Genomic DNA, 22720 nt, shown 5'->3' on the forward strand with positions numbered 1-22720 from the left:
ATCTCTGCAGCGTTCCGAAGCGTGCGCGCGCGCGGCTCTGCCGCGTGTAGGCTATGATTATCGTCTGACAACATTTCAAATAAACCATACCAGCATGTCGAATGCCGCCGTGGCCACCAGCGCCGCCTCCATGGACCCATCCCAGCGCCGCCTTGCCTGGGGACTGCTGGTATCGCTGCTGCTGCATGGACTGCTGCTGGCACTGCATTTCGGCGTGCCCGGGCTGCATGCGGGGGGCGGTGCGCCGTTGACCGTGCGATTGGCGCCGAGTGCGCCGCTGCCGCTGCCGGTACAGGTACAGGTACCGCCATCTCTGCCTCAGGTGGCGCTGCCGCCTGCCGCACCCCAGCCGGTTCCGTTGCCCGTGCCCGCGACGCCGCCCGTGGCGCCATCGTCCGCGACGCCGTTGCCGGCGCCGGCAACGGCGGCCCGGACCGCCCCACGCGCGGTGCAGCATGGTTTCAGCCTGATCGATCCGGTGCCGGCCCCGGCGCCTGCGCCGCTACCATACGCGCCGCCTCCAGCATCCACTATCGCGCCGCGCCCCTCGCCACGCCGCCGCGTGCGTCCCAGGACGCCCGGAGACACCTTGTCGGCACGGGTAATCGCTCAGGATACGCCGGCGGACAACGATTTCAAGTTGCCGCCCCCGGCGGCCGAGCCCGAGTCCGAACCCGATGCCATGGCCAGCACGCAGGCGCCGGACGCGGCAGTGGAAGCGCCGCCCGAACTGGTGGCCGAGCCCGATCCGCGCCAGCGCGAGGAACAGCGCGGGCGCCTGGCCGCCCAGCGTGAACGCGAGCGTGAGGCGAGGCGCCAGGACGACGAACGGGCGGCGCTCGACGCAGCCGAGACGGCCGCGCGTGCCGAGGCCGAGCGTCGCGGCGAAGCGCTGGCCCGGCAGGGCGCTGCGGTACAGGATGAACTGGCGCGGCAGCAACAGCGTGAGCGTGACGAGGCGCGTGAGCGCGCCCTGGTCGAGCAACAGGCGGCCGAGCAGCAGCGCGAACGCGATGCGGCGCTGGCACGTCGGGAGGCGGAGCGTCCGCTTGCTCTGCAGGTTGAACAGCAGCGCGCTGAGCAGCTCCAGCAGGAGCAGGCGGCGCAGGTGGCCGAACAGCAGCGTGTGGAGCAGCTGGCCGAGCAGCAGAGAGTGCATGAATTGGCCGAGCAGCAACGGACTCAGCAACTGGCTGAGCAGCAACGTGCCCAGCAACTGGCCGAGCAGCAGCGCGCCCAGCAAATGGTCGAGCAGCAACGTGCCCAGCAACTGGCCGAGCAGCAACGGACGCAGCAATTGGCCGAGCAGCAGCGTGCCCAGCAAATGGTCGAGCAGCAACGTGCCCAGCAACTGGCCGAGCAGCAACGGACGCAGCAATTGGCCGAGCAGCAGCGTGCCCAGCAACTGGCCGAGCAGCAGCGTGCGCAGCAGCTGGCAGAGCAGCAGGCACGCCAGCTGGCAGAACAGCGCGCCGCTGACGAGCGTGCCCGGCAGCAGGCCGAGCGGCTGGCCCGTCAACAGGCCGACGAGGGTGCGCGCCGGCTGGCCCGGCAGGCCGCCCAGGAGCGTGCAGGCCGCGACGATGGCCCGGCGTCCGGCCCCGGTGCCAATGGGGCGCGCGTTGCCGCAGGCGGCAGCAGCGGCGACCGCAGCGGCCCGGGCAGCGGGGTAGCGCCGCGCGCGGACCTGGGCGGCGGCGTGATGGCCCGTGCGCGCGAAGCGCTGCGCGGGATCGACATTGGCAAGCCCTTGCCACCGGCGCTGCGTCCGGCCGAGGAAGCGCAGCGCGACCTGCGCCGCGCGCGCGCCGACGCCGCCAGCCGCGACGTGCCGCTGCGCATGTACATCGACAGCGTGCGCCAGAAGATCGAGCGCAACGCCATCGTCGGCGAGAACCTGCTGGCCGAGGGCCTGGTGCGCACCTTCCCGATCGTCAGCGTGGCGATCCGCAGCGACGGCAGCATCGAGGACGTGACCATCGTGCGCTCCAGCGGCCGCGCCGATATCGACGACATCGTGCGCCGTACCGTCGGCCTGAACGCCCGCTACGCGGCGTTTCCCCCTAACGTGGCCGCGCACTACGATGTGATCGAGCTGCGCCGCGTGTGGAGTTTCGCCGGCGTCCTCAAGCTGATCGAAGAGATGCGTTGACGCCCGACCGGCCCCCTTTGACCTGAGCCAGCCGTTTGACTTAAGCCAAAGCCCTGCCTGTTGAGCAGCTTACCCTGACTCTGATCGCCAGAGGCTGGCAGCTCTTACAACAGGCGCCACATGAATGCATCTACCAGGAAATTTCCCCTAAACATGGGCAGTGCGGGCCCGGCATGCGTACGTGCTTTGGCCAGGCATCTGGCCCCGCTGCCGGTACTGTGCCTGGCCTTCGGGCTGGCCCTGGCGGGGTGCAGCGTGCCCGGCATCCATTTTCGGTCCGGCACGGACGCCGGCGCCGACGAACCTGCGCCGCCGACGGAGCTCATCACTGAGACGCTACTCGCCAGCGAGCGGCAGCAGAACCGCGCGGTGGCCAACCAGAACCTCGGCAGCCTGCTGGTACCGAATCCGCCGCCCTATAAAATCGGCGGCGGCGACATCCTCTCGATCGTGGTGTGGGACCATCCCGAACTGGCCGGCGGCCTGACCGCGTCCAGCAACACCGATCCCGCCACCGCCGCGAGCGCGAGCGCGGTACCGCAGGGCTTCGTGGTCGACCACCAGGGCCGCATCCAGTTTCCGTTGGTCGGACTGCTGGTGATGGAAGGCCTGACCGAGGAACAGGCGCGCGGGCTGCTGACCACCCGCCTGGCCAAGTACCTGGCCCACCCCAACGTCACGCTGCGCGTGCAGGCCTACCGCAGCAAGCGCGTCTACATCGACGGCGAAGTCAAGTCGCCCGGCCTGCAGGCGATCAACGACATTCCGATGACCCTGGTCGAGGCGCTGAACCGTGCCGGCGGCCTGCTGCCTACCGCCGACCAGAGCCGCATCGCCCTGGAGCGCGGCCAGCAGCGCTACACCGTCAACCTGCGCGAACTGGTCCAGAAGGGCGTCAATCCCGGCCTGGTGATGCTGGCGCCGGGCGACGTCGTGCGCGTGCATTCGCGTGACGAAAGCAAGGTGTTCGTGTCGGGCGAGGTGATCACGCCCAAGGCGCTGCTGATGCACGACGGCCGCCTGACGCTCAACGAAGCACTCGGCGAAAGCGGCGGCATCAGCCCGCTGAGCGGCGACGCGCGCCAGGTCTAGCCGAGGCCGACGATGCCGATGACGGCGGTGCGGTCACGCAGCCTGCTGGTGAGCTGTTCGAGAATTGCCGGTTTGCTTTCGTCACGCATGAGTTTCCTCGCGAATCTGTGGATGGTCGGGGCACTGCTCTAAATACGGAAAGGCACGAATTTCTTGATCAGGCCCAGCCGCGCCGGCTCGGCGTCGAGCTGGGCGCCGGGCGGCGAGGCTTGCGGCTGCGGCTGCGATCCCGCCAGCGGCGTCGGGGCGGCCACCGGAATGGTGGCGGGCGGCTGCGGGTTGTATTCGGTGACGATGGCCTTGACCATCGATTCGATCATGGTGCGCTCATGGGTCTCGCAGGCCATCATCAGGCAGCTGATGAAGGTGTCGAGCACGGCGGGACGCAATGCGTTTTCCTTCATGCGCATGATGCGCGGGTGCTCGCTCGGGAACACCACGCCGTCGGTCAGCAGCTCCTCGTGCAGCTTTTCGCCGGGGAACAGGCCGACGTAGCGGATCTCGATGTCGCCGCCGGCATTCTGCGGCGTCTTTTCGGTCAGGCCGGACAGGGCGATCAGGGTGCGCGCCAGGTCGACGATGCGGACCGGCTCGCCCATGTCGAGCACGAACACGTCGCCGCCCTTGGCCATGGCGCCGGCCTGGATGACCAGCTGGGCCGCCTCGGGGATCAGCATGAAGTAGCGCGACACGTCGGGATGGGTGATGGTGAGCGGGCCGCCGCGCCCGATCTGGCGCTGGAACAGCGGGATCACCGAGCCGGACGAGCCGAGCACGTTGCCGAAGCGGACCATCGAGAAGTTGGTCGGGCCGTCGTGGCGCGCCGCGGCGGCCTGGAAGATCAGCTCGGCGATGCGCTTGCTGGCGCCCATCACGTTGGTCGGGCGCACCGCCTTGTCGCTGGAGATCAGCACGCAGGTCTCGACACCGTGCTTGGCGGCCTGGGTGGCGATCACCTGGGCGCCGACCACGTTGTTGCGCAGGCCTTCGACGATGTTGGCTTCGACCAGCGGCACATGCTTGTAGGCGGCGGCATGGTAGATGGTGTCGACGGTGCCGTCGCGCAGGATGCGCTCGACCAGTTCCGCGTTGCAGACCGAGCCGAGGTGGGCCTCGATCGGGATGTCCGGGAAGCGCGTGGCGAGTTCCTGGCGGATCGTGTACAGCGCGAATTCGGAGTGGTCGAGCAGGTGCAGACGGGCCGGCACCAGGGTGACGATCTGGCGGCACAGCTCGCTGCCGATGGAGCCGCCGGCGCCGGTGACCAGCACCGTCTTGCCGCGCACGCAGCGGGCGAACAAATCGAGCCGCGGCGGCACCGGCAGGCGTCCGAGCAGGTCTTCGAACTTGAGGTCGCGGATGCTGTCGCGCGGCGTGATCTTGTCGTCGGACAGGTCGACCAAACGGCTCAGGATGCGGGTGCTGACGCCGGACAGCGACAGGCGCTGCATGATGTCGCGCAGGCGTTCCGGCGACACCGAGGGCAGGGCGATCACGATCGAGCGGATGCGCATGGCGGCGGCGATGTCGGCCAGGCGCCCGGTGTGGAAGACGCGCAGGCCGTTGATGTTGCGCTCGATGAGTGCGCGCTTGTCGTCGAAGAAGCACACCGGGCGGTATTCCTCGGTGCCGCGCATGGCCTGGGCCAGGCGCGCGCCGGCCTCGCCGGCACCGTAGATGGCAACCGCTTCGGCGTTGCCGCGGCCGGCCGCGTTATGGTTGCGCAGGAAGTTGCGCATGCCGATGCGCGACGCCACGACGTAGGAGAACACGATGAACCAGTAGATCGCCAGCGCACTGCGTGGAAAGCTTTCCTCGTTGATCGCAAACATGACGATCCAGGCGCACAGGATCGCGACCGCGAGCGATGCGCCGGTGACGCTGAGCAGACGCTGGTCGATGAAGCGGATCACGGCGCGGTACAGGTCGGACACCGAAAATGCGGCGATGGTCACGACGGCCACCAGCACATACGAGGCCGGGCCGAAATGCGAGGCCAGTTTCAGGTCGCCGCCGCGCAGCAGCATCGCGATCAGGAAACAGAAGGGCAAAGCAATCAGATCTGCCGTGACCATCAGCGCGATTTTCGCCGTGCGCGGCAGCGAAACCATGTGCGAGCAAAACCGATTCATAACGCCGTGCTTAAATTTGGGCATGATTCTGGAAAGACTGCGTAGGAGTGTCGAATTGATTTCTTTGTGCGAGGGGAATTGCGTAAGTGGATGAATTGAAAGGAGTTTATTTTTCTGCTTTAAAAAACCCGGATATTGATGGGATGGAAATCGCCACCGTTTAGATTCTGTATTGCTGAGTAAGTCTATTATCCGGGGGCGTAAGAAAGATGGGTTTGACCATGCTCAACCGCCAGAATGGAATTAATTTATTCTTCCGTTTAAGTGAAATTAGGAAATTTATTCTCGGAATTAAAATGCTGAAAACGATGAGAAAATGCCCGCTCTTGTAGGACAGGAACCCGAGCCAATCTGCAGTGTGCGGCAGCTAACGGTGGGCCCCCAGCCGCTTCGCATAAGATGGAACCGTTGAGTGAGGCGCCAGCGATCTTTCGTAGGCCCCAACTACCTCAACAGGTCAGCCGGTCGCCTCGAGGATCGGCACCAATACCGCGTGACGCTGCTGCCGAATGACGGCAGCGGGCACGCCGAGACAGCGGAGGGTTGTCCATGTCCTTGCCAATGACGAGTCATCCACCCAAGCATCTGGTGCGCGAGTATCTCGAACGGCGCGCCCGGGACACCCAGCCGCCGCCGACGCCGGAAGAAGTCCGCCGCCAGCTGGGTTGGAGCCTGCTGATGCAGGGGGACGACCAGCCCGGCGCTCCCCGTTCCTGAATCCGACGCCGTCCACACTGTTGCGACGGCATTTTTAAAGCACCCCATCGAAGGAGAAACTTATGACCGCCAAGATCGGTAACAAGAACATCGCCCAGCACCGCGGCAAGAAGGAACGCCAGGAAATCCGCAAGACCAACATCGCGCGCGAAGCAGTGAAGCTGGCCGAAGCCCGCGCCAAGTACCGTAACCAGGTCAAGGGCCAGGCACCGGCCGTCCTGAACGCCGCCTGATCGCGCCGTTTCACTGTTCCAGCAAGGCCCGCCCGAGCAATCCGGCGGGCTTTTTTGCGTCCGGACACGACCTGCCGTTGCGCCGGTGCGCCGGTGCGCCGCTGCGCCGTTCGCCGGCCCCCGCGCCATTCACCGCCCGCGTGCCGCCGTTCGCCGAAAAGCGCTTTCCCGCCCGGCCGCGACTCCGGTATCTTGTCGTCATTCCGATCCTCCTGGAGAACACATGAAAAACGAAGCTTCCTACGACTTGCGGCGCCAGGTCCTGTGGGGCCTGCTGCTGGTCGGACTGGGCGTGGCCTTCCTGCTCGACCAGATGAACATCGTCGAGATCGAAAGCCTGTGGCACTACGCGCCGCTGCTGCTGGTCGTCATCGGCATCAACCAGACCATCGGCTATCCGAGCGGGCGCGAATTCGCCAACGGCCTGTGGACCGCCTTCATCGGCCTGTGGCTGTTCGCCGTGCTGGAAGGCGTGTTCGGCCTGACCTTCGCCAACAGCTGGCCGCTGTTCATCATCATCTCGGGCGTGACGATGGCGATCCGTCCGCTGGCGGAACGCAAGTTCGGCAAGTACGACCATCGTATCGAACACAAGGGAGGCAACGACCATGGCCACTGATACCCGCCGCGCCTCGCACCAGGTCGTTCTCGGCCTGCTGGTGATGGGCATGGGCGTGCTGTTCCTGCTCGATAACCTCGACATCCTCGACTTCCGCCACGCGATCGGCTTCTGGCCGCTGGCCTTCATCGCCGCCGGCGTGATCGTGCTGGCCGGCGACGGCCCGCGCAGCGGCAGCTATACCGGGGCAGTGCTGATCGGGGTCGGCGTGCTGATGATCCTGGGGCGCATGGGCGTGCTATATATCAGCTGGACGATGGTGTGGCCGCTGCTGCTGATCGCGCTCGGCGGCCTGATCCTGTTCCGGACGCTGGGTCCGGGCCGTACCCCGCGTCCGCTGCGCGCGGCCGGCCTCGATGGCGTCGACAGCGTCGCGCCGGACAACGTGGTGGACGTGGTGGCGATCCTGGGCGGGGTCGAGCGGCGCATCAATACCGCGGATTTCCTCGGCGGCGAGATCACCGCGGTACTGGGCGGTTGCGCCCTCGACCTGCGCGAGTCGTCCATCGTCAAGGAAGCCGTGCTGAACGTCTTCACGATCTGGGGCGGTATCAACATCCAGGTGCCGCCGGATTGGACCGTGGTCTGGAGCGGCACCGCGCTGATGGGCGGGTTTTCCGAGAAGACCGCCAGCGCGCGCGACGGCGGCAAGCGCCTGGTGATCCGGGGCTACGCCATCATGGGCGGCATCGAAGTGCGCAACTGACGGCGCGGCAGTTCACGTGTACGGCGTTTTCGCCACCTGGCGCTCCACCCGGCTGTACCTGCTGGCCTGGCTGATGCTCGGCCTGCTGCTGGCGGCCATGCTCGCCGCCGGCGGCGCCGACTGGAGCGCCAGCCTGCTGTACGCGGTGCCGCTGGCCATCGTGTATGCGTATGCCACCGGCTATTCCGCCTATTACGTCTGCCGCGCCTATCCGCTCGGCCAGGCGTCGCTGCCGGCCATCGTCGCCGGCGCCGGCCTGAGCGCAGCCTGCGTGGCGGCGCTGTGGTGCGCAATCGGCCTGGCGTGGCGCAGCCTGCTGGCGTCGCTGCGGCTGACGCTGGGCGCGCAGCCGGCCGCGGAGCCGCATGGTGAGCTGGTGGCGGGGCTGGTAGCGGGCGCACCGCAGTTAACGCCATTGCTGGCGCCGATGTTCGGACTGGGCGTGATCCTGTACGGGCTGGCGGTGGCGGTGAATTACCTGGTGCTGGAATCCGAGCGCGTGCGCCGGCTCGAGACCCAGGAACTGGAGACGCGCCTGATGGCGCGCGATGCCGAGCTGCGCATGCTGCGCACCCAGGTCGATCCGCACTTCCTGTTCAACAGCCTGAATTCGATCAGCGCCCTGACCGCGCTCGATCCGCCCGGTGCGCGCGCCATGACGCTGCGCCTGGCCGAGTTCTTCCGCCACAGCCTGGGCCTGCAGGCCGACCGCAAGGTCACGCTGGAGACGGAACTCGCGCTGGTGCGCCACTTCCTGGCGATCGAGCAGGTGCGCTTCGGCGAGCGCCTGCGTGTCGCGATCGAGGCCGAAGCGGATGCCTTGCCCTGCCTGCTGCCGCCGCTGCTGCTGCAGCCGCTGGCCGAGAACGCGGTGAAGCACGGGATCGGACGCATGCTGGAACCGGGGCTGGTGCGGATCGAGGCGGCGCGTGCCGGCTCGCTGCTGCGCATCCGCATCGACAACGACGTCGATGCGGACGAGGCAGGCGAGGCGGGCGCGCCCGGCGGCGCCGGCATCGGCGTCGACAACGTGCGCCGGCGCCTGGCCGCGGCCTATGGCCATGAAGCGGGCGCGCGCTGGACCAGGGAAGAAGGATGCTTCCGCGTGGAGCTGGTGCTGCCCGCGGAGACCGGATCGGAGGATGGATAAATCATGCGGGTCATCATCGTGGACGACGAAATGCTAGCACGCGCCGTGCTGCGCGAGCACCTGGGGGCGCATCCGGACGTCGACATCGTGGGCGAGTGCGCCAACGGATTCGAGGCGGTGAAAGCGATCGGCGAGCTGGCGCCGGACCTGGTGTTTCTCGACATCCGGATGCCCAAGCTGGACGGCTTCGAGGTGGTCGAGCTTGCCGGGACGAAGACCCATTACGTGTTCGTCACCGCCTACGATGAGTTCGCGCTGCGCGCCTTCGAGGTGCATGCGGTCGACTACCTGCTGAAACCGTTCGCGCGCGAGCGGCTGGATGCGGCGCTGGCGCATGCGCGTACGCGCCTGCGCGATCCGGGGCCGCAGGCGGCGGGGCTGCAGGCGGTGGTACAGGAAGCCGCGCAGGAAGCGGTCAAGCAGCGCGGTTTCTTGAGCCGGGTGCTGATCCGCGACGGCGCGCGCGTGCACGTGGTGGCGGCCGCCGACATCGACTACATCGAAGCCCAGGACGACTACATCGCGGTGTGCGCCGGCGGCAAACGCTGGCTGAAGAGCCAGCGCCTATCCGAGCTGGAGGGCCAGCTCGACCCGCAAGCCTTCCTGCGCGTGCACCGCTCGTATATCGTCAACGTCGGCGCGGTCGTCCGCATCGAGCCGCTCGGGCGCGACAGCCATTGCGCGGTGCTGCGCGACGGCACCCGGATCGCGGTCAGCCGCAGCGGCTACGCGCGTGTCAGGGACCTGATCCGGTAGTCACCTCATGTAGTCACGTCGACGTCCCACCATTGCGGCAGCAATTCGAGCACGTCCGGCCGCGCGAAGCGGTCGTCGATCAGCCACACGGTGCCGCGGTCCTGCTCGGTGCGGATGACGCGTCCGGCGGCCTGCACCACCTTCTGCATGCCGGGATACAGGTACGTGTAGTCGTAGCCGGCGCCGAACATCGCCTGCATGCGCTCGCGCAGCTGCTCGTTGACCGGATTCACCTGCGGCAGGCCGAGGGTGGCGACGAAGGCGCCGATCAGGCGGTCGCCCGGCAGGTCGACCCCTTCGCCGAAGGAGCCGCCCAGCACCGCGAAGCCGATGCCGCGGCCGTCCGGGGTGAAGCGCTCCAGGAAGGCGGCGCGGTCCGGTTCGCTCATGCGGCGCGACTGGTGCCAGGTCGGAACGTCCGGGTGCGCCGCCTCGAACGCGTCGGCGGCCTGTTGCAGGTAATCGAAGCTGCTGAAGAAGGCCAGGTAGTTGCCCGGCTTGGCCTCGTACTGGCGCGCCATCAGGCCGGCGATCGGCGCCAGCGACGCCTTGCGGTGCTGGTAGCGGGTCGAGATATTGCGCGCCACGTGCACCTGCAGCTGGTGCGCGTGGAAGGGCGAGTCGACGTCGATCCAGGCGGTGTCCGCCGGCATGCCGAGCAGGTCGGCGAAATAATGCCAGGGGCCGAGCGTGGCCGAGAACAGCGTGGTCGAGTGGGCGAAGCCGAAACGCGGCGCCAGGAAGGGCGCCGGCACCACGTTGCGGATGCACAGGACGGTGTCGCGCTCGTCGACCCGGGTCAGGTCGAAGATCGAGTGATCGCCGAAGGATTCGGCCAGGCGCTGGAACTGGAGCATGCTGAAGTAGAACTCCTGCAGCGCCGGGTCAAGCGGCATCGGAAAGGCTGCGAGGTGTTCGGTGATGGCGCTGGCGGCGTTCTGCAGCGCATTCAGCATCTTCTCGGAGACGCCGTCCAGCACCTGGTAGGGCAAGGGTGCGGCCTTGCTGGCGTCGAGCCAGGCGCGCCCAATCTTTTCCAGCGGTTTCACGAGATTGGGAGGCGCCACTGAACGTGCGGCGCGCAGCGCCGACCGTTCCAGTGTCGCCGTGTACATCGAGCGCGCGCGCGAAACCAGGTTGTGTGCCTCGTCGGCCAGCACGCTGGTCTTCCAGCCGTTGGCCAGCGCCAACGCATACAGCATGGCGCCACCGTCAAACCAGTAATTGTAGTCGCCGACGATGACGTCGCTCCAGCGCGCCATTTCGCTGCCCAGGTAATAGGGACAGACGTCGTGGGCCAGGCCGATCTCGCGCAGGGTGGCGCGGTCCAGCACTGGCACATCCGCGGCGACGGCGGCGGCGCGCGCCGCTGGCAGGCGGTCGTAGAAGCCTTTCGCCAGTGGGCAGGCCTCGCCATGGCAGGCTGCGTCGGGATGTTCGCAGGCCTTGTCGCGCGCGGTCAGTTCCATCACGCGCAAGGGGATGCTGCCGCCTGCCTTGAGCGTCGCGGCAGCGTCGAGCGCCAACTGGCGTCCAGGCGTCTTGGCGGCCAGGAACACGATCTTGTCGAGGCCTTCGCGCGGCGCCGCCTTCAGCACCGGGAACAGGGTGCCGACGGTCTTGCCGATGCCGGTCGGGGCCTGGGCCAGCAGGCTGCGCTTGCTCGCGTTGGCGCGGAAGATGGCTTCGGCGAGCTGGCGCTGGCCGGGCCGGAAATCGGCATGCGGGAAGCGCAGCGCATCGAGGGCGGCGTTGCGCGCCGCGCGGTGCGCCAGTTCCAGCTCGGCCCAGGCCAGGAAGCGGCTGCAGTGCTCTTCGAAGTGTGCGGCCAGCTCGCTGGCGCTGCGGCTTTCGCGCAGCACGGTTTCCTGCTGGGTGCCGATGTCGAAGTAGACCAGGGCCAGGTTGACGCTGTCCATGCCGAGCTGCCGGCACATCAGGTGGCCGTAGACGCGCAGCTGGGCCCAGTGCAGGTGGCGATGGTTGTCGGGGATGCTGTCGAAGCGGCCGCGGAAGGTCTTCACTTCTTCGATCAGGTTCTGGTCGGGGTCGTAGCCGTCGGCGCGGCCGCGCACGTGCAGCGGGCCGAAGTCGCCCTCGAGGGTCACCTCGGCCTTGTAGTTGCCGTCGCGCCGCGCCGCTACCACGGCGTGGCCCTGGATGCCTTCCTGGGCGGTGGGTGAGGGCGTGAAGCGCAGGTCGAGGTCGCCCTGCTTGGCGGTGAATTCGCACATGGCGCGCACCGCCACCGTGTAGGTCCCTGCGGTGGCGCTGCTCATGCGGCGTCAAGCTGGGTGTCGAGGATGTCCTGCTGCGCCCACTGCAGGTAGCAGACGGTGAGCGGCATGCCGTGCGCGGCGCAGTACTCGATCCAGCGCAGCTGGTTGTCCTGCAGGCGGTCGCCCGGGCCCTTCACTTCGATCATGTCGTAGCGCCGGTTCGGGTCGGATTCCCCCGGGCGGAACTGGATCAGGTCGGGGAAGCCGGTGCGGTTGTCGCGCACGTCATGCAGGATGCGCTCGCACCACAGCTTCAGGTGCGCGGCCGGGATGCAGTCGAGCGCCAGCGCGATGAGGTCCCAGCCCAGGTAGTCCCAGGACACGAAGGGCGACTGCAGTCCGGCCTTTTGCTCCCAGGTCGCGCGCATGGCGGCGCGGTAGCTGCCGTCGTCCAGGCGCGCCAGGCAGGCGTCGAATTCGGCCTTGCGGCGGCGCTGGAAGTCGGCGCTGTACAGGTCCGCCGGACCGCGGTGGAATGGGTGGAAAAAAGCGCCCGGGATGGCGGCGAAGATCGCCGGCCAGCACAGCAGGCCGAACAGGGTATTCGCCAGCGTGTTCTCGACGTAGAACACGGGCGCCTGCTCGGTGTGCAGGTGCGCCAGCACCACGCCCTCGACGCGCCAGTCGCCGCCGGGGCGGGGCAGGTTTAGGTCGAGGCGGCTGGGCGGGGGCGCACGGCGCGACCTGGTGGCCGGGTGGCCGAGCTTGCGCGCCAGGCGCGGGCCGATGCGCAGCAGGTGCTGGCGTTCGGCTTCGTTTTCCGGCGCGGCGCTGGCGATCTCGAACAGGGCATATGCCTGGTCGAACTTCTCGTGCTTTTCCAGCACCCGGATCGCGCGCCCGCGGGCGCCGGGGAAGCGGCACTCCGCATACACGCCGTGCGCCTGCTCCCAGTCCTTCTCCTTCTCCAACTGCTGGCCGAGCTGGAACAGCAGGCGTTCGCGCCGGCTGTCGAGCCAGTCGTTGTCGAACGCGTGCGGCGGCAGCGCGCGCACCGCCTGCAGCACCTCGAGCGCCGGTTCTTCGGCGTAGTAGCGCTCCTTGCAGGCGTGCAGCAGCAGGTAATGGTCGATGTCGGCGCGGCTGCGGAAACCGCGCGAGGCCGGTGAGAACTCGACCTGTTCATAGCGGAACAGGCCGAGGTCGGACAGCACGAATTCGGTCCAATCCTGGCTCAGGTTGCCGAAGAAGAGCAGGCGCAGGCGGTCGCACAGCGGTTTCAGCAGGATCGAGAACACGGTGTCCTGGCAGCCTGCGAACCAGTTTGAGAAAGCGCGGTTCTCGCCGCAATCGGCGCGCAGCGCTTCCAGCTGCTCGCTCTTGCGGGCCTGGCGCTGCTGTGGCGGCAGCGTGAAGGCCTGGGCGATCTCGGGCTTGGACAGCAGGTCGAACACCTCGTCGAGCGACACCACCGGATCGCGCGCGATCCAGCCAGTCGGCAGCAGCGCCTGCGCCGCCTCGAGCGGACAGCCGATTTCGGCGTAATTGAGTTTGCTGGCGCGGAACAGGTGGCCCTTGCGCATCACCATGCGCACGAACAGGGCGCGCGCCGCCTGCGGCAGGGCGGGAAAGCGGGCGATGAAGTCCTGCTCGTCGCTGTCGAGCAGGTCGGCATAGCGCTCGGCGATCCAGTCCAGCACGCGCTGGAAGTTATCCAGGTAATAAAACTCGTTTTCCAGAACCCTGATCATCGCCGCCGCCAACTGTACACTTGTACAGTATAGCGGCGAGACTTCATCTCACCCAGCCTTTTTGCCGCTTTTGCGCCACGTTCGTGGTTTTTATGGCTGGGTTAGCGTTGCTTTATGGCCGATTTGGCATCTTCGCGGCACCATCCTTCACCTCGCCGCGCTGGTTGACGTGCTGGATGATGGCCGAGATCAGGGCAACGTCGGTGTCGACCGCGGCCGATGCAGGCTTGGCTTTCTGCGCCGTGGGCGCGGCGCGGCGGACATGCGTGGATGCCGGCTGGCGGGCCTCGGCAAGGACACTGCGTGCGGATGGCGCGGCCTTCGGCGGCACCCGGTGCGGCGCGTGGTGAGCCGGCCGCGTGACCGCCGCGCTGACCGCGACCACGGCCGGCATGTCGGGGCGCACGGGCACGGCTGCTTGCGGCGGCGCAGACGCCGGCGTGACGGCCGCCAGCAACTGTGCTTCCTGCCGCGCATCGTCCAGCACACGGGCGCCGGACGGCGCCGGCTGTACCACCGATGCCGCATCGGCAGCCGCATCGGCAGCCGCGACGACGTCGACCACGGTGGCGCCATGCGTGCGCGGTGGATCCACCTGCAATGCCGGGTTCGGCACCGTCTCGGACACGATTTCGAGGGGCACCACGGGCGGCCCGGCCGGCACCCGGCCTTCGAAGCCGCTGCCGGACTGGTCGTGCACCAGCCACGCCACCGCGCCGACCAGGGCGCAGGCCAGCACGCCGCCGCTGCCATACCAGGCCGCCCGCGGCAGCCGGGCAAACGGTCCCGGCTTGCGCGCCTGGCCGTCGAGCATGGCCAGGATATTGATCTCGGCGCCGCTGCGGCGCGATGACGACATCAGGTTGGGACGCCTGGAGCCGGTTTGATTTTCATCTGTAGGGCGCACCGTGTTACTCCTAAGATTTGCAGGTTGCTTCTAATTAGAAACAAACCGGAGAAACGGATGCTGATATTCCAGGTGTTCGACAAGGGCGTGCTGGACGATGCCGAAGGGCGCCAGATCGACTTCCGCAACACCATCATCATCCTGACCTCGAACGCCGCTTCCAGCCAGATCATGCAGGCCTGCCTGAACAAGCCCGCCAGCGAGCGTCCGACGCCGGAGCAACTGGCGGAACTGATCCGACCGGCCCTGATGAAGCACTTCAAGCCGGCCTTCCTCGGCCGCCTGACCGTGGTGCCGTTCTACCCGATCGACGACGAGGTGCTGTCCAATATCATTCGCCTGAAACTCGACCGCATCAAGGCGCGCGTGTCGGCCAACCACAACGCCCAGTTCCACTACGACGATGCGCTGGTGGCGGCGGTGCTGGGGCGCTGCACCGAAGTCGATTCCGGCGCGCGCAACGTCGATACCATCCTGAACGGCACGCTGCTGCCCGAGATCGCCGATGCCGTGCTGGCGACGATGGCCGAGGGCGGCGCGCTAGGCAAGGTCAAGGTCAGCGCGACCCGCGCCGGCAAGATCAAGTACGCGATCGACGCGGCGTGAAGGAGATTGCCATGCTGGACATCGACAAGCTGCTGGCGCCTGTGAGCGAACAGCAGCCCTGCGGCGAAGACCTCGCGTTTTCCAGCGAGATCGACGCCATCGTGCGCGCGCGCCAGGCCGACGATCCGTCGATCGAGCAGGGCGCCTGGGTCACCGACCTGAAGGAAGCCGACTGGAAGTTCGTGGCGAAGCAGTGCGCACAACTGATCGAAAAGCGCAGCAAGGACCTGCAGCTGGCGGTGTGGCTGGCCGAAGCCGGCGTCAAGACCGGCGGCGTGCGCGGCCTGGCCGACAGCCTGGAACTGATCGCGGCGCTGTGCGAACGCCATTGGGACGGCCTGTATCCGCAGCCGGACGAAGACGGCTTCGAGCGCCGCATCGGCAACCTTGCCTGGGTGGCCGCGCGCATCGCACCCTGGCTGCGCGCGGCGCCCCTGACCGAAGGCAATCCGCCGGGTGGGGCTGCGTATGCACTGAGCGACTTCGACGTCGCCCGTGCCCACGGCGGCGAGGCGCTGGCGAAGCTGGAAGCGGCGCGCCAGCGCGGCGGGCGCAGCTTCTACCGCAACCTGCTGCGCGACTGCGGCCAGTGCAAGGCCGCCATCGACCGCCTCGAACAGAGCGTCGATGCGCGCCTGGGCGCCGACGGGCCGAGCTTCAGTGCGGCCAAGTCGGGGCTGGAAAGCGTGCTGATGTTCGTGAAGCCGCTGGCGGGTGAGGAACCCGCCGTGACGGCGGCGCCTGCGGATGCCGCGCCGGCCGCACTGGAGCAGGGCCGCGAAGCGGCATCGGCCACGGCCATGGCAAATGGTCCGCTCCGGAGCCGGGTCCAGGCGCTGGCCCAGCTGCGCGCCGTCGCCGAATTCTTCCGCCGCACCGAGCCGCACAGCCCGGTGGCCTACCTGGCGGAAAAGGCTGCCCACTGGGGCGAGCAGCCGCTGCACGTGTGGCTGCGGGCAGTGGTCAAGGACGACGCCTCGTTCGCCCATATCGAAGAACTGCTGGGCGTCAAGACGAAGTCCTAGGCTGGTGTTACTGGGACTGGCCGGGCTGGGCCGACGCCGCCGACGAAGCCGATGAGGCCGCCGATTGCGCAGCCTGGCCGCCGGCCTGGCCCGCCTGCGCGACCTGGGACGTGGCCCGTGCCACCTGTTCCTCGACCCGGCGCATCGCGTCGCGCGTCGACTGGGTCACCTGCTCGTAGCCCTTGAAGGCATTGTCGATCGCGGCCTTGATGATCTCGACCGCGTTTTCCTGGCCCGGCTTGACGTTCTGGGTAACGTCGTAGATCAGCGCCGACAGCGTGTTCTTGGCTTCGACCAGGTGGGTATCGGCGGCCTGCTGGAAATCCTTCTGGATGTCGCCGATGATCTGGCGCAGCTGCTCGCCGTAGGCGGTGGCTTCCGACACGCCCGGCTGGATGCGCGACTGCACGGCATCGATGGCGGCTTTCGGATCACCGGCCTGGCTGGCTGCGCGGCCGGTGGCCAGCGTGCCTTCCAGCGCATTGCGGGCCGTGCTCAGGTTGAGTGCCACCACCTGCTCGACCCCCTGCACCGCCTTGCTGGCGAGGGCATTGAAGGTCTGGACCTGCAGATCGAACAGGGTCTTGGTGGCGGATGCGAATTGCTCGGGATTGGTGAACATCGTTTTCTCCTCGCGATAGATGAACTGGATACCTGCGGACGACCTGGAACTGCTCCTCTTTCTTGTTATCGAATCTTCATGCCAGCGCAGGCATTATTTAACAGGCATGCGTTTTTCGCAACGGGCGTCACGATACGGCCCACTGGATTTTTCCCAGCCCGGTCCCAGTGGTGTCTGCGTGCAGACCAGGGTGCCGGTGGCCTTGCTGCGCCACTGGAACCAGGGCGCCGGCTCGGCGTGCAGGAAGGCGGGGAGGGCGAGCGCGAGCCCGGCGGCAATGAGGATGGCATGTTTCATGATGGGCCGAGCTTAACCGCTTGACGCTGCAAGTCAAGCGTACGCATTGACCCTGCCATCGTGGGAAGGTGTACCCTTGTCGAATGGAACACGACAATCACGGGCGCCGCCCGCAATGGAATATCGGCGAGGCGGCCAGGGCATCCGGCGTCAGCGCCAAGATGATCCGCCACTACGAAGCGATCGGCCTGCTGCCGCCGGCGCGCCGCACCGAGGCCGGCTACCGCCTGTACGGCGAGCAGGACGTGCGCCTGCTGCAATTCATTCACCGCGGCCGCGCGCTCGGCTTTTCGCTGGAACAGGTCGCCAATCTGCTGGCGCTGTGGCAGGACAAGGACCGCGCCAGTGCCGACGTGCGGCGCCTGGCCGCGGCCCACATCGATGAACTCGAGCGCAAGATCGCCGAACTGGAAGCGATGAAGCGCACGCTGCAGGCGCTGGCCCATTCCTGCCACGGCGACCAGCGCTCTGACTGTCCGATTCTTGATGATCTGGCATCGCACGACTCGTGTTCTAATGGCTGACTTCCAGCTCAGCCCGAATCGACCCGATGCGCATCCCCCTGCTGTCTAGCTTCCTTATTCTGGTCCTGCTCGGCGCCGCCGCACTCTGGGTGCTAGGTTCCGCCCTTATCAAGGTCGAGCCGCGCGCGGTGACGCTCGATGTCGCGCTCGGCGCCGAGCCCTTGACGCTGGACGCCGGTCCCGGCCGGCGCGTTGCCGCCTCCTATATCCCGGCGCTGGGGACGAGCAAGGGCGGCATCCTGCTGCTGCACGGCATCCATGGCGACCGGCGCCAGATGGAAGCGCGCGCCGCCTTCCTGCACCGCGAGGGCTATGCCGTCATGCTGATCGACTTGCCGGGCCAGGGTGCCAGCACCGCGCCGGCGGTCACCTTCGGCCTGACCGAGGCCGAGGGCGTGCGCGCCGCGCTCGCGGAATTGCAGCGCCGCCTGCCTGGCCGGCGCATCGGCGTGATCGGCGTGTCGCTCGGCGCCGCGTCGCTGGTGCTGTGCCGCGATTGCCCGAAAGTGGATGCGGCGGTGCTGGAGTCGATGTACCCGTCGATCGAGGAAGCGGTCGAGGACCGCCTGCGCATGCGCCTCGGTGCGCTCGGCGCGCCCTTGTCGCGGCTGCTGTTGTGGCAATTGCCGCTGCGCCTGGACATCCAGCCGGCGCAGCTACGACCGATCGCGCGCGTGGGATCGCTCGGGATGCCGCTGCTGATCGTCGCCGGCAGTGCTGACCGCCACACGACGCTGGCCGAAACCGAGCGCCTGTACGCGGCCGCGGCGGCGCCGAAATCGCTGTGGGTGGTGGACGGGGCGGCGCACGTCGACTTGCATAGCTATGCGCCGGCGGAATACGAACGCCGCATCGGTGCCTTCCTCGAGCGCTATGTGGCCGGCCACTAACGCAAAACGCCGCAATCCTTTTGCAAAGATTGCGGCGTTTTGCGCCAGACAAAATATCTAGTAAGTCAGAAGACCTAGGTAGCATTTGGTGCCCACGGAGGGACTCGAACCCCCACACCTCGCGGCACATGGACCTGAACCATGCGCGTCTACCAATTCCGCCACGTGGGCATACAAACAACCGTACAACGATACTGCAACAACAGGTAGCATTTGGTGCCCACGGAGGGACTCGAACCCCCACACCTCGCGGCACATGGACCTGAACCATGCGCGTCTACCAATTCCGCCACGTGGGCATACAAACAACTTGTACAACGATACTGCAACAACTAGGTAGCTTCTGGTGCCCACGGAGGGACTCGAACCCCCACACCTCGCGGCACATGGACCTGAACCATGCGCGTCTACCAATTCCGCCACGTGGGCATGCAAATTACCTCTACAACCTACAACACAGCAGCTTTGGTGCCCACGGAGGGACTCGAACCCCCACACCTCGCGGCACATGGACCTGAACCATGCGCGTCTACCAATTCCGCCACGTGGGCGCTGTGTTGCTTCTACTTCTTGCTTCTGCTTCTTTACTGCTGCTCGACGTTGCCGTCGAATTCCGCTACGATATCAGGCTTTACCGTTTTGCGCTAGACCAACTTTCGTTTGCCTTTTGCCGGGCTGCGACTGACTCGCATCGCTCCTCGTTTCCGGCTGTGCCGTTTTCGAAGAGAGCGAAAGTATAGCGGATCAATTGCAAATGTCAAAGGGGCACGATGCGATCGTTGCGATGGCCTGCCACCGGCGCCGATCCGGCCGCGCCACCCGCAGCACGCTTCGGACGCCAAGTTAGGCGAATCCCCATGTCCTCCGTTACACTACGCGTGAAGACGTGTCAATCCAACCATTGCGCCGATAGTCGGCCAACCTACTGGCTCAACAAGATTAAGAAGACGATTTGAAGCACCCAACCTATACCATCCCCAGCCGAGAGGAAATCCTCGGCATCTTCCGCCAGGCCGAATCGCCGCTCGACAGTGGCGCCGTGGCTCGCGCCCTGCAAGTCGATCCCGAAGCCGAGGGCGTGCTGACGCGCCGCCTGAATGCGATGGAACGCGACGGCCAGATCCGCGCCAACGCCTCCGGCGAATATCAATTGACCGACCACTCGAGCTTCGTCTCGGGCCGTGTCAGCGCGCACCGCGACGGCTTCGGCTTCGTGATCCCGGACGAGGGCGGCGACGACCTGTTCCTGCCCGATAAAGAGATGCAGAAGGTCCTGCACGGCGACCGCGTGCTGGCGCGCGTGATCGGCACCGACCGCCGCGGCCGTCCGGAAGGCACGATCGTCGAAGTGGTCGAGCGTGCGAATACCCACATCATCGGCCGCCTGCTGCAGGAAGACGGCGTGTGGAAAGTCGCGCCCGAAGACAAGCGCATCGGCCAGGACATCCTGCTGGCCGGCCGCCCGGACAAGGCCAAGGCCGGCCAGGTGGTCAGCGTCGAACTGGTCGAGCAGCCGTCGCGCTTCAAGCAGCCGACCGGCCGCATCGTCGAAGTGCTTGGCGAGCTGGATGACCCGGGCATGGAAATCGAGATCGCCGTGCGCAAGTTCGGCGTGCCGCACGTGTTTTCCGCCGCCGCACTGAAGCAGGCCAACAAGCTGCCGAACGAAGTGCGCGATATCGACCTCGGTGAGCGCGTCGACCTGCGCGACGTGCCGCTGGTGACCATCGACGGCGCCGACGCGCGCGACTTCGACGATGCCGTGTATTGCGAACCGGTCAAGATCGGCCGCACCCGCGGCTACCGCCTGCTGGTGGCGATCGCCGACGTCAGCAACTACGTGAAGCCGGGCGATCCGCTCGACGACGACGCCATCGAGCGCTCGACCTCGGTGTATTTCCCGCGCCGCGTGATCCCGATGCTGCCGGAAAAACTGTCGAACGGCCTGTGCTCGCTGAACCCGGCCGTGGACCGCCTGACGCTGGTGTGCGACATGGTGGTGAGCGAAGACGGCGAAGTTGGCGCCTACCAGTTCTATCCAGCCGTGATGCATTCGGCGGCACGCCTGACCTATGACGAAGTGGCCACCATCCTGGGCAATACCCAGGGTCCGGAAGCCGGCCGCCGTCCCGGCATCGTGCCGCACCTGCTGCACCTGAACGAAGTGTTCCGCGCGCTGTTGAAGGCGCGCCAGGAACGCGGCGCGATCGATTTCGAGACCACCGAAACCTACATCGTCTCGAACGCGATGGGCAAGATCGAAAAGATCCTGCCGCGCACCCGCAACGACGCGCACCGCCTGATCGAGGAATGCATGCTGGCCGCCAACGTCTGCGCCGCCGACTTCCTGATCCGCCACGACCAGCCGAGCACCTTCCGTATCCACGCGGTGCCGACCGAGGAAAAGCTGAACCAGCTGCGTACCTTCCTCAAGCAGGCCGGCCTGAACCTGGGCGGTGGCACCACGCCGCAGGCGCGCGACTACGCCGAGCTGATGCAGCGCATCAAGGAACGCCCGGATGCGACGCTGCTGCAGACCATGCTGCTGCGCTCGATGCAGCAGGCGGTCTACAGCCCGGACAACGTCGGCCACTTTGGCCTGGCCTACGAGCACTATGCCCACTTCACCAGCCCGATCCGTCGTTATCCGGACCTGCTGACCCACCGCGCGATCAAGGCGGTCCTGAAGGGCAAGAAGTACGAGCCGACCGGCATCGACCTGTCCAAGCTGAACACGACGCTGTCGAATTCGGCGCGCAAGCAGGCCGCCAAGGACAAGCTCGAAGGCAGGCAAAAGGATCCGAAGGACCTGACCGTCTGGGACGCGCTCGGCGTGCACTGCTCGGCCAACGAGCGCCGCGCCGACGAAGCCTCGCGCGACGTCGAGAACTGGCTCAAGTGCTACTACATGCAGGACAAGCTGGGCGAGGAATTCACCGGCGTGATCTCGGGCGTGACCCCGTTCGGCATCTTCGTGCAGCTGGACGAGCTGTTCGTCGAAGGCCTGGTCCACATCAGCGGCCTGGGCACCGGTGACTACTTCCAGTACGACGAAGCGCGCCACGAACTGCGCAGCGACCGCACCGGCAAGGCCTTCAAGCTGACCGACCAGGTGACGGTGCAGGTAGCGCGTGTCGACCTCGAGTCGCGCAAGATCGACCTGGTGCTGGCGCAGCCGGCCGCTGAGAAGGCTGCGCTGCCGGCGCCGCTGGAGCGTGCCCGCGCCCTGGCCCAGGAAGCGCTGACCCAGAAGGAACCGAAGGAATCGCGCCGCCGCAAGCGCAACCGCAACAAGAACAAGGGGAACCGCGAGCAGAACCCGGTCGCGGACGAGGCGCTGACCTGGCCGGTTCCGGTCGATGCGGAGGAGCCGCTCGAGGAAGATGTGAGCGCGAGCGACGAGAGCCCGGACGATGTCGTGTTCGTGCCGCCGTCGCGCAGCAGCCGCCGCCGCAAGGCGCGGGCACAGCGTGCCGAAGCGGCGCGTGCCGCGGAGGCAGGCAATGCCGGCGCATCGGCGCCCGTGGCTGCCGATGTGGCGCCGCCACCGCCACCGCCGGCGCCACCGGAAGTCGAGCCGGCCGCAGTCGAGCCGACTGTGGTTGCGCCTGTCGAAGCCGCGCCTGCGCCGGCCGAGCCTGTGCCTGCGCCGGCACCGAAGAAGAAGCGCGCGGCAAAACGCGTTGCCGAGGAAGCCGTAGCGCCGGAACTGGCTCCGGCCCCGGCCCCGGCACCGGCACCGGCACCGGTTCCCGAGCCTGCGGTTGCACCGGCCGAGCCGGGACCGAAGAAGAAGCGCGCTGCCAAGAAGGCGCCGCAGGAAGCTGCCGTCCTGGCGCCGGAACCGGCACCCGTGCCGGTTCCGGAACCGGTCGCACCGGTCGCACCAGCTGAACCGGCACCGAAGAAGAAACGTGCTGCAAAGCAGGCGCCGCAGGAAGCTGCCGCACCTGCATCGGCACCGGCACCGGCATCAGTGCCTGCACCGGAGCCGGAACCGGCACCGAAGAAAAAGCGCGCCGCCAAGTCGATGGCGCTGGAGGCGCCGGCAGCGGAATCCGCCCCGGCAGAACCGGCGCCGAAAAAGAAGCGGGCAAGCAGCAAGCAGGCCGAGCAAGCTTCGGCCGAGCCAGCGGCGCAAGCCGTTGTAACGGCGCCAGCGAAAAAACCGGCTGCCAAAAAAGCGGTGGCTAAAAAAGCAGCGGCCAAAAAAGCTGCACCCAAGGCGAAGTAAGCGGGCGCCGTCGGCACGACAGCAGTAGTCAGATGGGGTCAGAGCCCACCCGTGGAAACCGGGCTCTGACCCCATGGTTTAAAACTAG

General features: G+C 67.1%; 17 protein-coding genes, 4 tRNA genes and 2 pseudogenes. 13 read left to right on the plus strand and 10 right to left on the minus strand.

Annotation, left to right across the window (positions count from 1 at the left end):
• The first annotated feature begins 94 nt into the window (after nt 1-94).
• Nucleotides 95-2152 (plus strand): energy transducer TonB, encoded by a 2058-nt coding sequence (locus U1H99_RS24050; protein ID WP_323144224.1) that lies wholly within the window; start codon nt 95-97, stop codon nt 2150-2152.
• A gap of 186 nt (nt 2153-2338) precedes the next feature.
• A complete protein-coding gene (locus U1H99_RS24055; protein ID WP_323144225.1) occupies nt 2339-3244 on the plus strand; it encodes a polysaccharide biosynthesis/export family protein in 906 nt (301 codons plus the stop codon).
• A 128-nt stretch (nt 3245-3372) separates the two neighbouring features.
• On the opposite strand, the gene U1H99_RS24060 is transcribed toward U1H99_RS24055, so the two are convergent.
• Nucleotides 3373-5319, minus strand: coding sequence for a polysaccharide biosynthesis protein (locus U1H99_RS24060; RefSeq protein WP_323144226.1), 1947 nt, complete (start codon nt 5317-5319; stop codon nt 3373-3375).
• A gap of 618 nt (nt 5320-5937) precedes the next feature.
• Here U1H99_RS24060 and U1H99_RS24065 point away from each other — a divergent pair.
• The 6 genes from U1H99_RS24065 to U1H99_RS24090 all read left to right on the plus strand — a co-directional run bounded on the left by U1H99_RS24065 (nt 5938) and on the right by U1H99_RS24090 (nt 9557).
• A complete protein-coding gene (locus U1H99_RS24065) occupies nt 5938-6093 on the plus strand; it encodes a hypothetical protein (RefSeq protein WP_323144227.1) in 156 nt (51 codons plus the stop codon).
• A 62-nt stretch (nt 6094-6155) separates the two neighbouring features.
• The gene (locus U1H99_RS24070; RefSeq protein WP_323144228.1) at nt 6156-6326 is read left to right on the plus strand and encodes a hypothetical protein; all 171 of its coding nucleotides are present in this window, start codon (nt 6156-6158) and stop codon (nt 6324-6326) included.
• 223 nt (nt 6327-6549) lie between these two features.
• Nucleotides 6550-6945, plus strand: a complete 396-nt coding sequence (locus tag U1H99_RS24075) for a LiaF transmembrane domain-containing protein (protein ID WP_141828971.1) — start codon at nt 6550-6552, stop codon at nt 6943-6945.
• Entirely contained in the window at nt 6935-7651 is a 717-nt protein-coding gene (locus U1H99_RS24080; RefSeq protein ID WP_323144229.1) for a LiaI-LiaF-like domain-containing protein, read from the plus strand. Before U1H99_RS24075 ends, U1H99_RS24080 begins: the two co-directional genes overlap by 11 nt.
• A gap of 16 nt (nt 7652-7667) precedes the next feature.
• Nucleotides 7668-8801 (plus strand): sensor histidine kinase, encoded by a 1134-nt coding sequence (locus U1H99_RS24085; RefSeq protein WP_323144230.1) that lies wholly within the window; start codon nt 7668-7670, stop codon nt 8799-8801.
• Between the two features lie 3 nt (nt 8802-8804).
• Nucleotides 8805-9557, plus strand: a complete 753-nt coding sequence (locus U1H99_RS24090; protein ID WP_323144231.1) for a LytR/AlgR family response regulator transcription factor — start codon at nt 8805-8807, stop codon at nt 9555-9557.
• A 5-nt stretch (nt 9558-9562) separates the two neighbouring features.
• On the opposite strand, the gene U1H99_RS24095 is transcribed toward U1H99_RS24090, so the two are convergent.
• The 3 genes from U1H99_RS24095 to U1H99_RS24105 all read right to left on the minus strand — a co-directional run bounded on the left by U1H99_RS24095 (nt 9563) and on the right by U1H99_RS24105 (nt 14386).
• The gene (locus U1H99_RS24095; protein WP_323144232.1) at nt 9563-11836 is read right to left on the minus strand and encodes an ATP-dependent DNA helicase; all 2274 of its coding nucleotides are present in this window, start codon (nt 11834-11836) and stop codon (nt 9563-9565) included.
• Complete coding sequence (locus U1H99_RS24100) at nt 11833-13527, minus strand: VRR-NUC domain-containing protein (protein ID WP_323144233.1); 1695 nt, start codon at nt 13525-13527, stop codon at nt 11833-11835. Before U1H99_RS24100 ends, U1H99_RS24095 begins: the two co-directional genes overlap by 4 nt.
• Nucleotides 13528-13639: 112 nt before the next feature.
• Complete coding sequence (locus U1H99_RS24105) at nt 13640-14386, minus strand: hypothetical protein (RefSeq protein ID WP_323144234.1); 747 nt, start codon at nt 14384-14386, stop codon at nt 13640-13642.
• 93 nt (nt 14387-14479) lie between these two features.
• Between U1H99_RS24105 and U1H99_RS24110 the strand changes: the two are divergent.
• Nucleotides 14480-15040: pseudogene (locus U1H99_RS24110) on the plus strand (AAA family ATPase); the annotation flags it as partial.
• Nucleotides 15041-15051: 11 nt separating this feature from the next.
• The gene (gene tssA, locus U1H99_RS24115) at nt 15052-16065 is read left to right on the plus strand and encodes a type VI secretion system protein TssA (protein ID WP_323144235.1); all 1014 of its coding nucleotides are present in this window, start codon (nt 15052-15054) and stop codon (nt 16063-16065) included.
• A 7-nt stretch (nt 16066-16072) separates the two neighbouring features.
• Here the strand turns inward: tssA and U1H99_RS24120 are convergent, their stop codons facing one another.
• Together U1H99_RS24120 and U1H99_RS24125 are read right to left on the minus strand one after the other, a co-directional pair.
• Nucleotides 16073-16687, minus strand: a complete 615-nt coding sequence (locus U1H99_RS24120; RefSeq protein WP_323144236.1) for a phasin family protein — start codon at nt 16685-16687, stop codon at nt 16073-16075.
• Nucleotides 16688-16780: 93 nt separating this feature from the next.
• Complete coding sequence (locus tag U1H99_RS24125; protein WP_323144237.1) at nt 16781-16984, minus strand: hypothetical protein; 204 nt, start codon at nt 16982-16984, stop codon at nt 16781-16783.
• Nucleotides 16985-17067: 83 nt separating this feature from the next.
• Between U1H99_RS24125 and cueR the strand changes: the two genes are divergently transcribed.
• Nucleotides 17068-17508 (plus strand): Cu(I)-responsive transcriptional regulator, encoded by a 441-nt coding sequence (gene cueR, locus U1H99_RS24130; protein ID WP_323144238.1) that lies wholly within the window; start codon nt 17068-17070, stop codon nt 17506-17508.
• A 26-nt stretch (nt 17509-17534) separates the two neighbouring features.
• Nucleotides 17535-18398: an alpha/beta hydrolase gene (locus U1H99_RS24135; RefSeq protein WP_323144239.1), complete on the plus strand. Its 864-nt coding sequence runs from the start codon at nt 17535-17537 to the stop codon at nt 18396-18398.
• Between the two features lie 86 nt (nt 18399-18484).
• Here the strand turns inward: U1H99_RS24135 and U1H99_RS24140 are convergent.
• The 4 genes from U1H99_RS24140 to U1H99_RS24155 all read right to left on the minus strand — a co-directional run bounded on the left by U1H99_RS24140 (nt 18485) and on the right by U1H99_RS24155 (nt 18949).
• Nucleotides 18485-18569, minus strand: a tRNA-Leu gene (locus tag U1H99_RS24140).
• A 43-nt stretch (nt 18570-18612) separates the two neighbouring features.
• Nucleotides 18613-18697, minus strand: a tRNA-Leu gene (locus U1H99_RS24145).
• Between the two features lie 45 nt (nt 18698-18742).
• A tRNA-Leu gene (locus U1H99_RS24150) sits at nt 18743-18827 on the minus strand.
• 37 nt (nt 18828-18864) lie between these two features.
• Nucleotides 18865-18949: transfer RNA gene (locus U1H99_RS24155), tRNA-Leu, on the minus strand.
• Nucleotides 18950-19350: 401 nt separating this feature from the next.
• Here U1H99_RS24155 and rnr point away from each other — a divergent pair.
• Nucleotides 19351-21577 (plus strand): annotated as a pseudogene (gene rnr, locus U1H99_RS24160) (ribonuclease R); the annotation flags it as partial.
• Nucleotides 21578-22720 lie beyond the last annotated feature (1143 nt).

The sequence above is a fragment of the Massilia phyllosphaerae genome (genome assembly GCF_034659755.1).
Taxonomy (GTDB): domain Bacteria; phylum Pseudomonadota; class Gammaproteobacteria; order Burkholderiales; family Burkholderiaceae_D; genus Telluria; species Telluria phyllosphaerae.

Excerpts from the sequence above, each read along its gene's own strand:
- U1H99_RS24060 (WP_323144226.1), bottom strand. The coding sequence starts at position 5,319 with ATGGTCACGGCAGATCTGATTGCTTTGCCCTTCTGTTTCCTGATCGCG.
- cueR (WP_323144238.1), top strand. The coding sequence starts at position 17,068 with ATGGAACACGACAATCACGGGCGCCGCCCGCAATGGAATATCGGCGAG.
- U1H99_RS24075 (WP_141828971.1), top strand. The coding sequence starts at position 6,550 with ATGAAAAACGAAGCTTCCTACGACTTGCGGCGCCAGGTCCTGTGGGGC.
- U1H99_RS24070 (WP_323144228.1), top strand. The coding sequence starts at position 6,156 with ATGACCGCCAAGATCGGTAACAAGAACATCGCCCAGCACCGCGGCAAG.
- U1H99_RS24120 (WP_323144236.1), bottom strand. The coding sequence starts at position 16,687 with ATGTTCACCAATCCCGAGCAATTCGCATCCGCCACCAAGACCCTGTTC.
- U1H99_RS24125 (WP_323144237.1), bottom strand. The coding sequence starts at position 16,984 with ATGAAACATGCCATCCTCATTGCCGCCGGGCTCGCGCTCGCCCTCCCC.
- U1H99_RS24050 (WP_323144224.1), top strand. The coding sequence starts at position 95 with ATGTCGAATGCCGCCGTGGCCACCAGCGCCGCCTCCATGGACCCATCC.
- U1H99_RS24100 (WP_323144233.1), bottom strand. The coding sequence starts at position 13,527 with ATGATCAGGGTTCTGGAAAACGAGTTTTATTACCTGGATAACTTCCAG.
- U1H99_RS24090 (WP_323144231.1), top strand. The coding sequence starts at position 8,805 with ATGCGGGTCATCATCGTGGACGACGAAATGCTAGCACGCGCCGTGCTG.
- U1H99_RS24105 (WP_323144234.1), bottom strand. The coding sequence starts at position 14,386 with ATGTCGTCATCGCGCCGCAGCGGCGCCGAGATCAATATCCTGGCCATG.
- tssA (WP_323144235.1), top strand. The coding sequence starts at position 15,052 with ATGCTGGACATCGACAAGCTGCTGGCGCCTGTGAGCGAACAGCAGCCC.
- U1H99_RS24095 (WP_323144232.1), bottom strand. The coding sequence starts at position 11,836 with ATGAGCAGCGCCACCGCAGGGACCTACACGGTGGCGGTGCGCGCCATG.
- U1H99_RS24080 (WP_323144229.1), top strand. The coding sequence starts at position 6,935 with ATGGCCACTGATACCCGCCGCGCCTCGCACCAGGTCGTTCTCGGCCTG.
- U1H99_RS24135 (WP_323144239.1), top strand. The coding sequence starts at position 17,535 with ATGCGCATCCCCCTGCTGTCTAGCTTCCTTATTCTGGTCCTGCTCGGC.
- U1H99_RS24065 (WP_323144227.1), top strand. The coding sequence starts at position 5,938 with ATGACGAGTCATCCACCCAAGCATCTGGTGCGCGAGTATCTCGAACGG.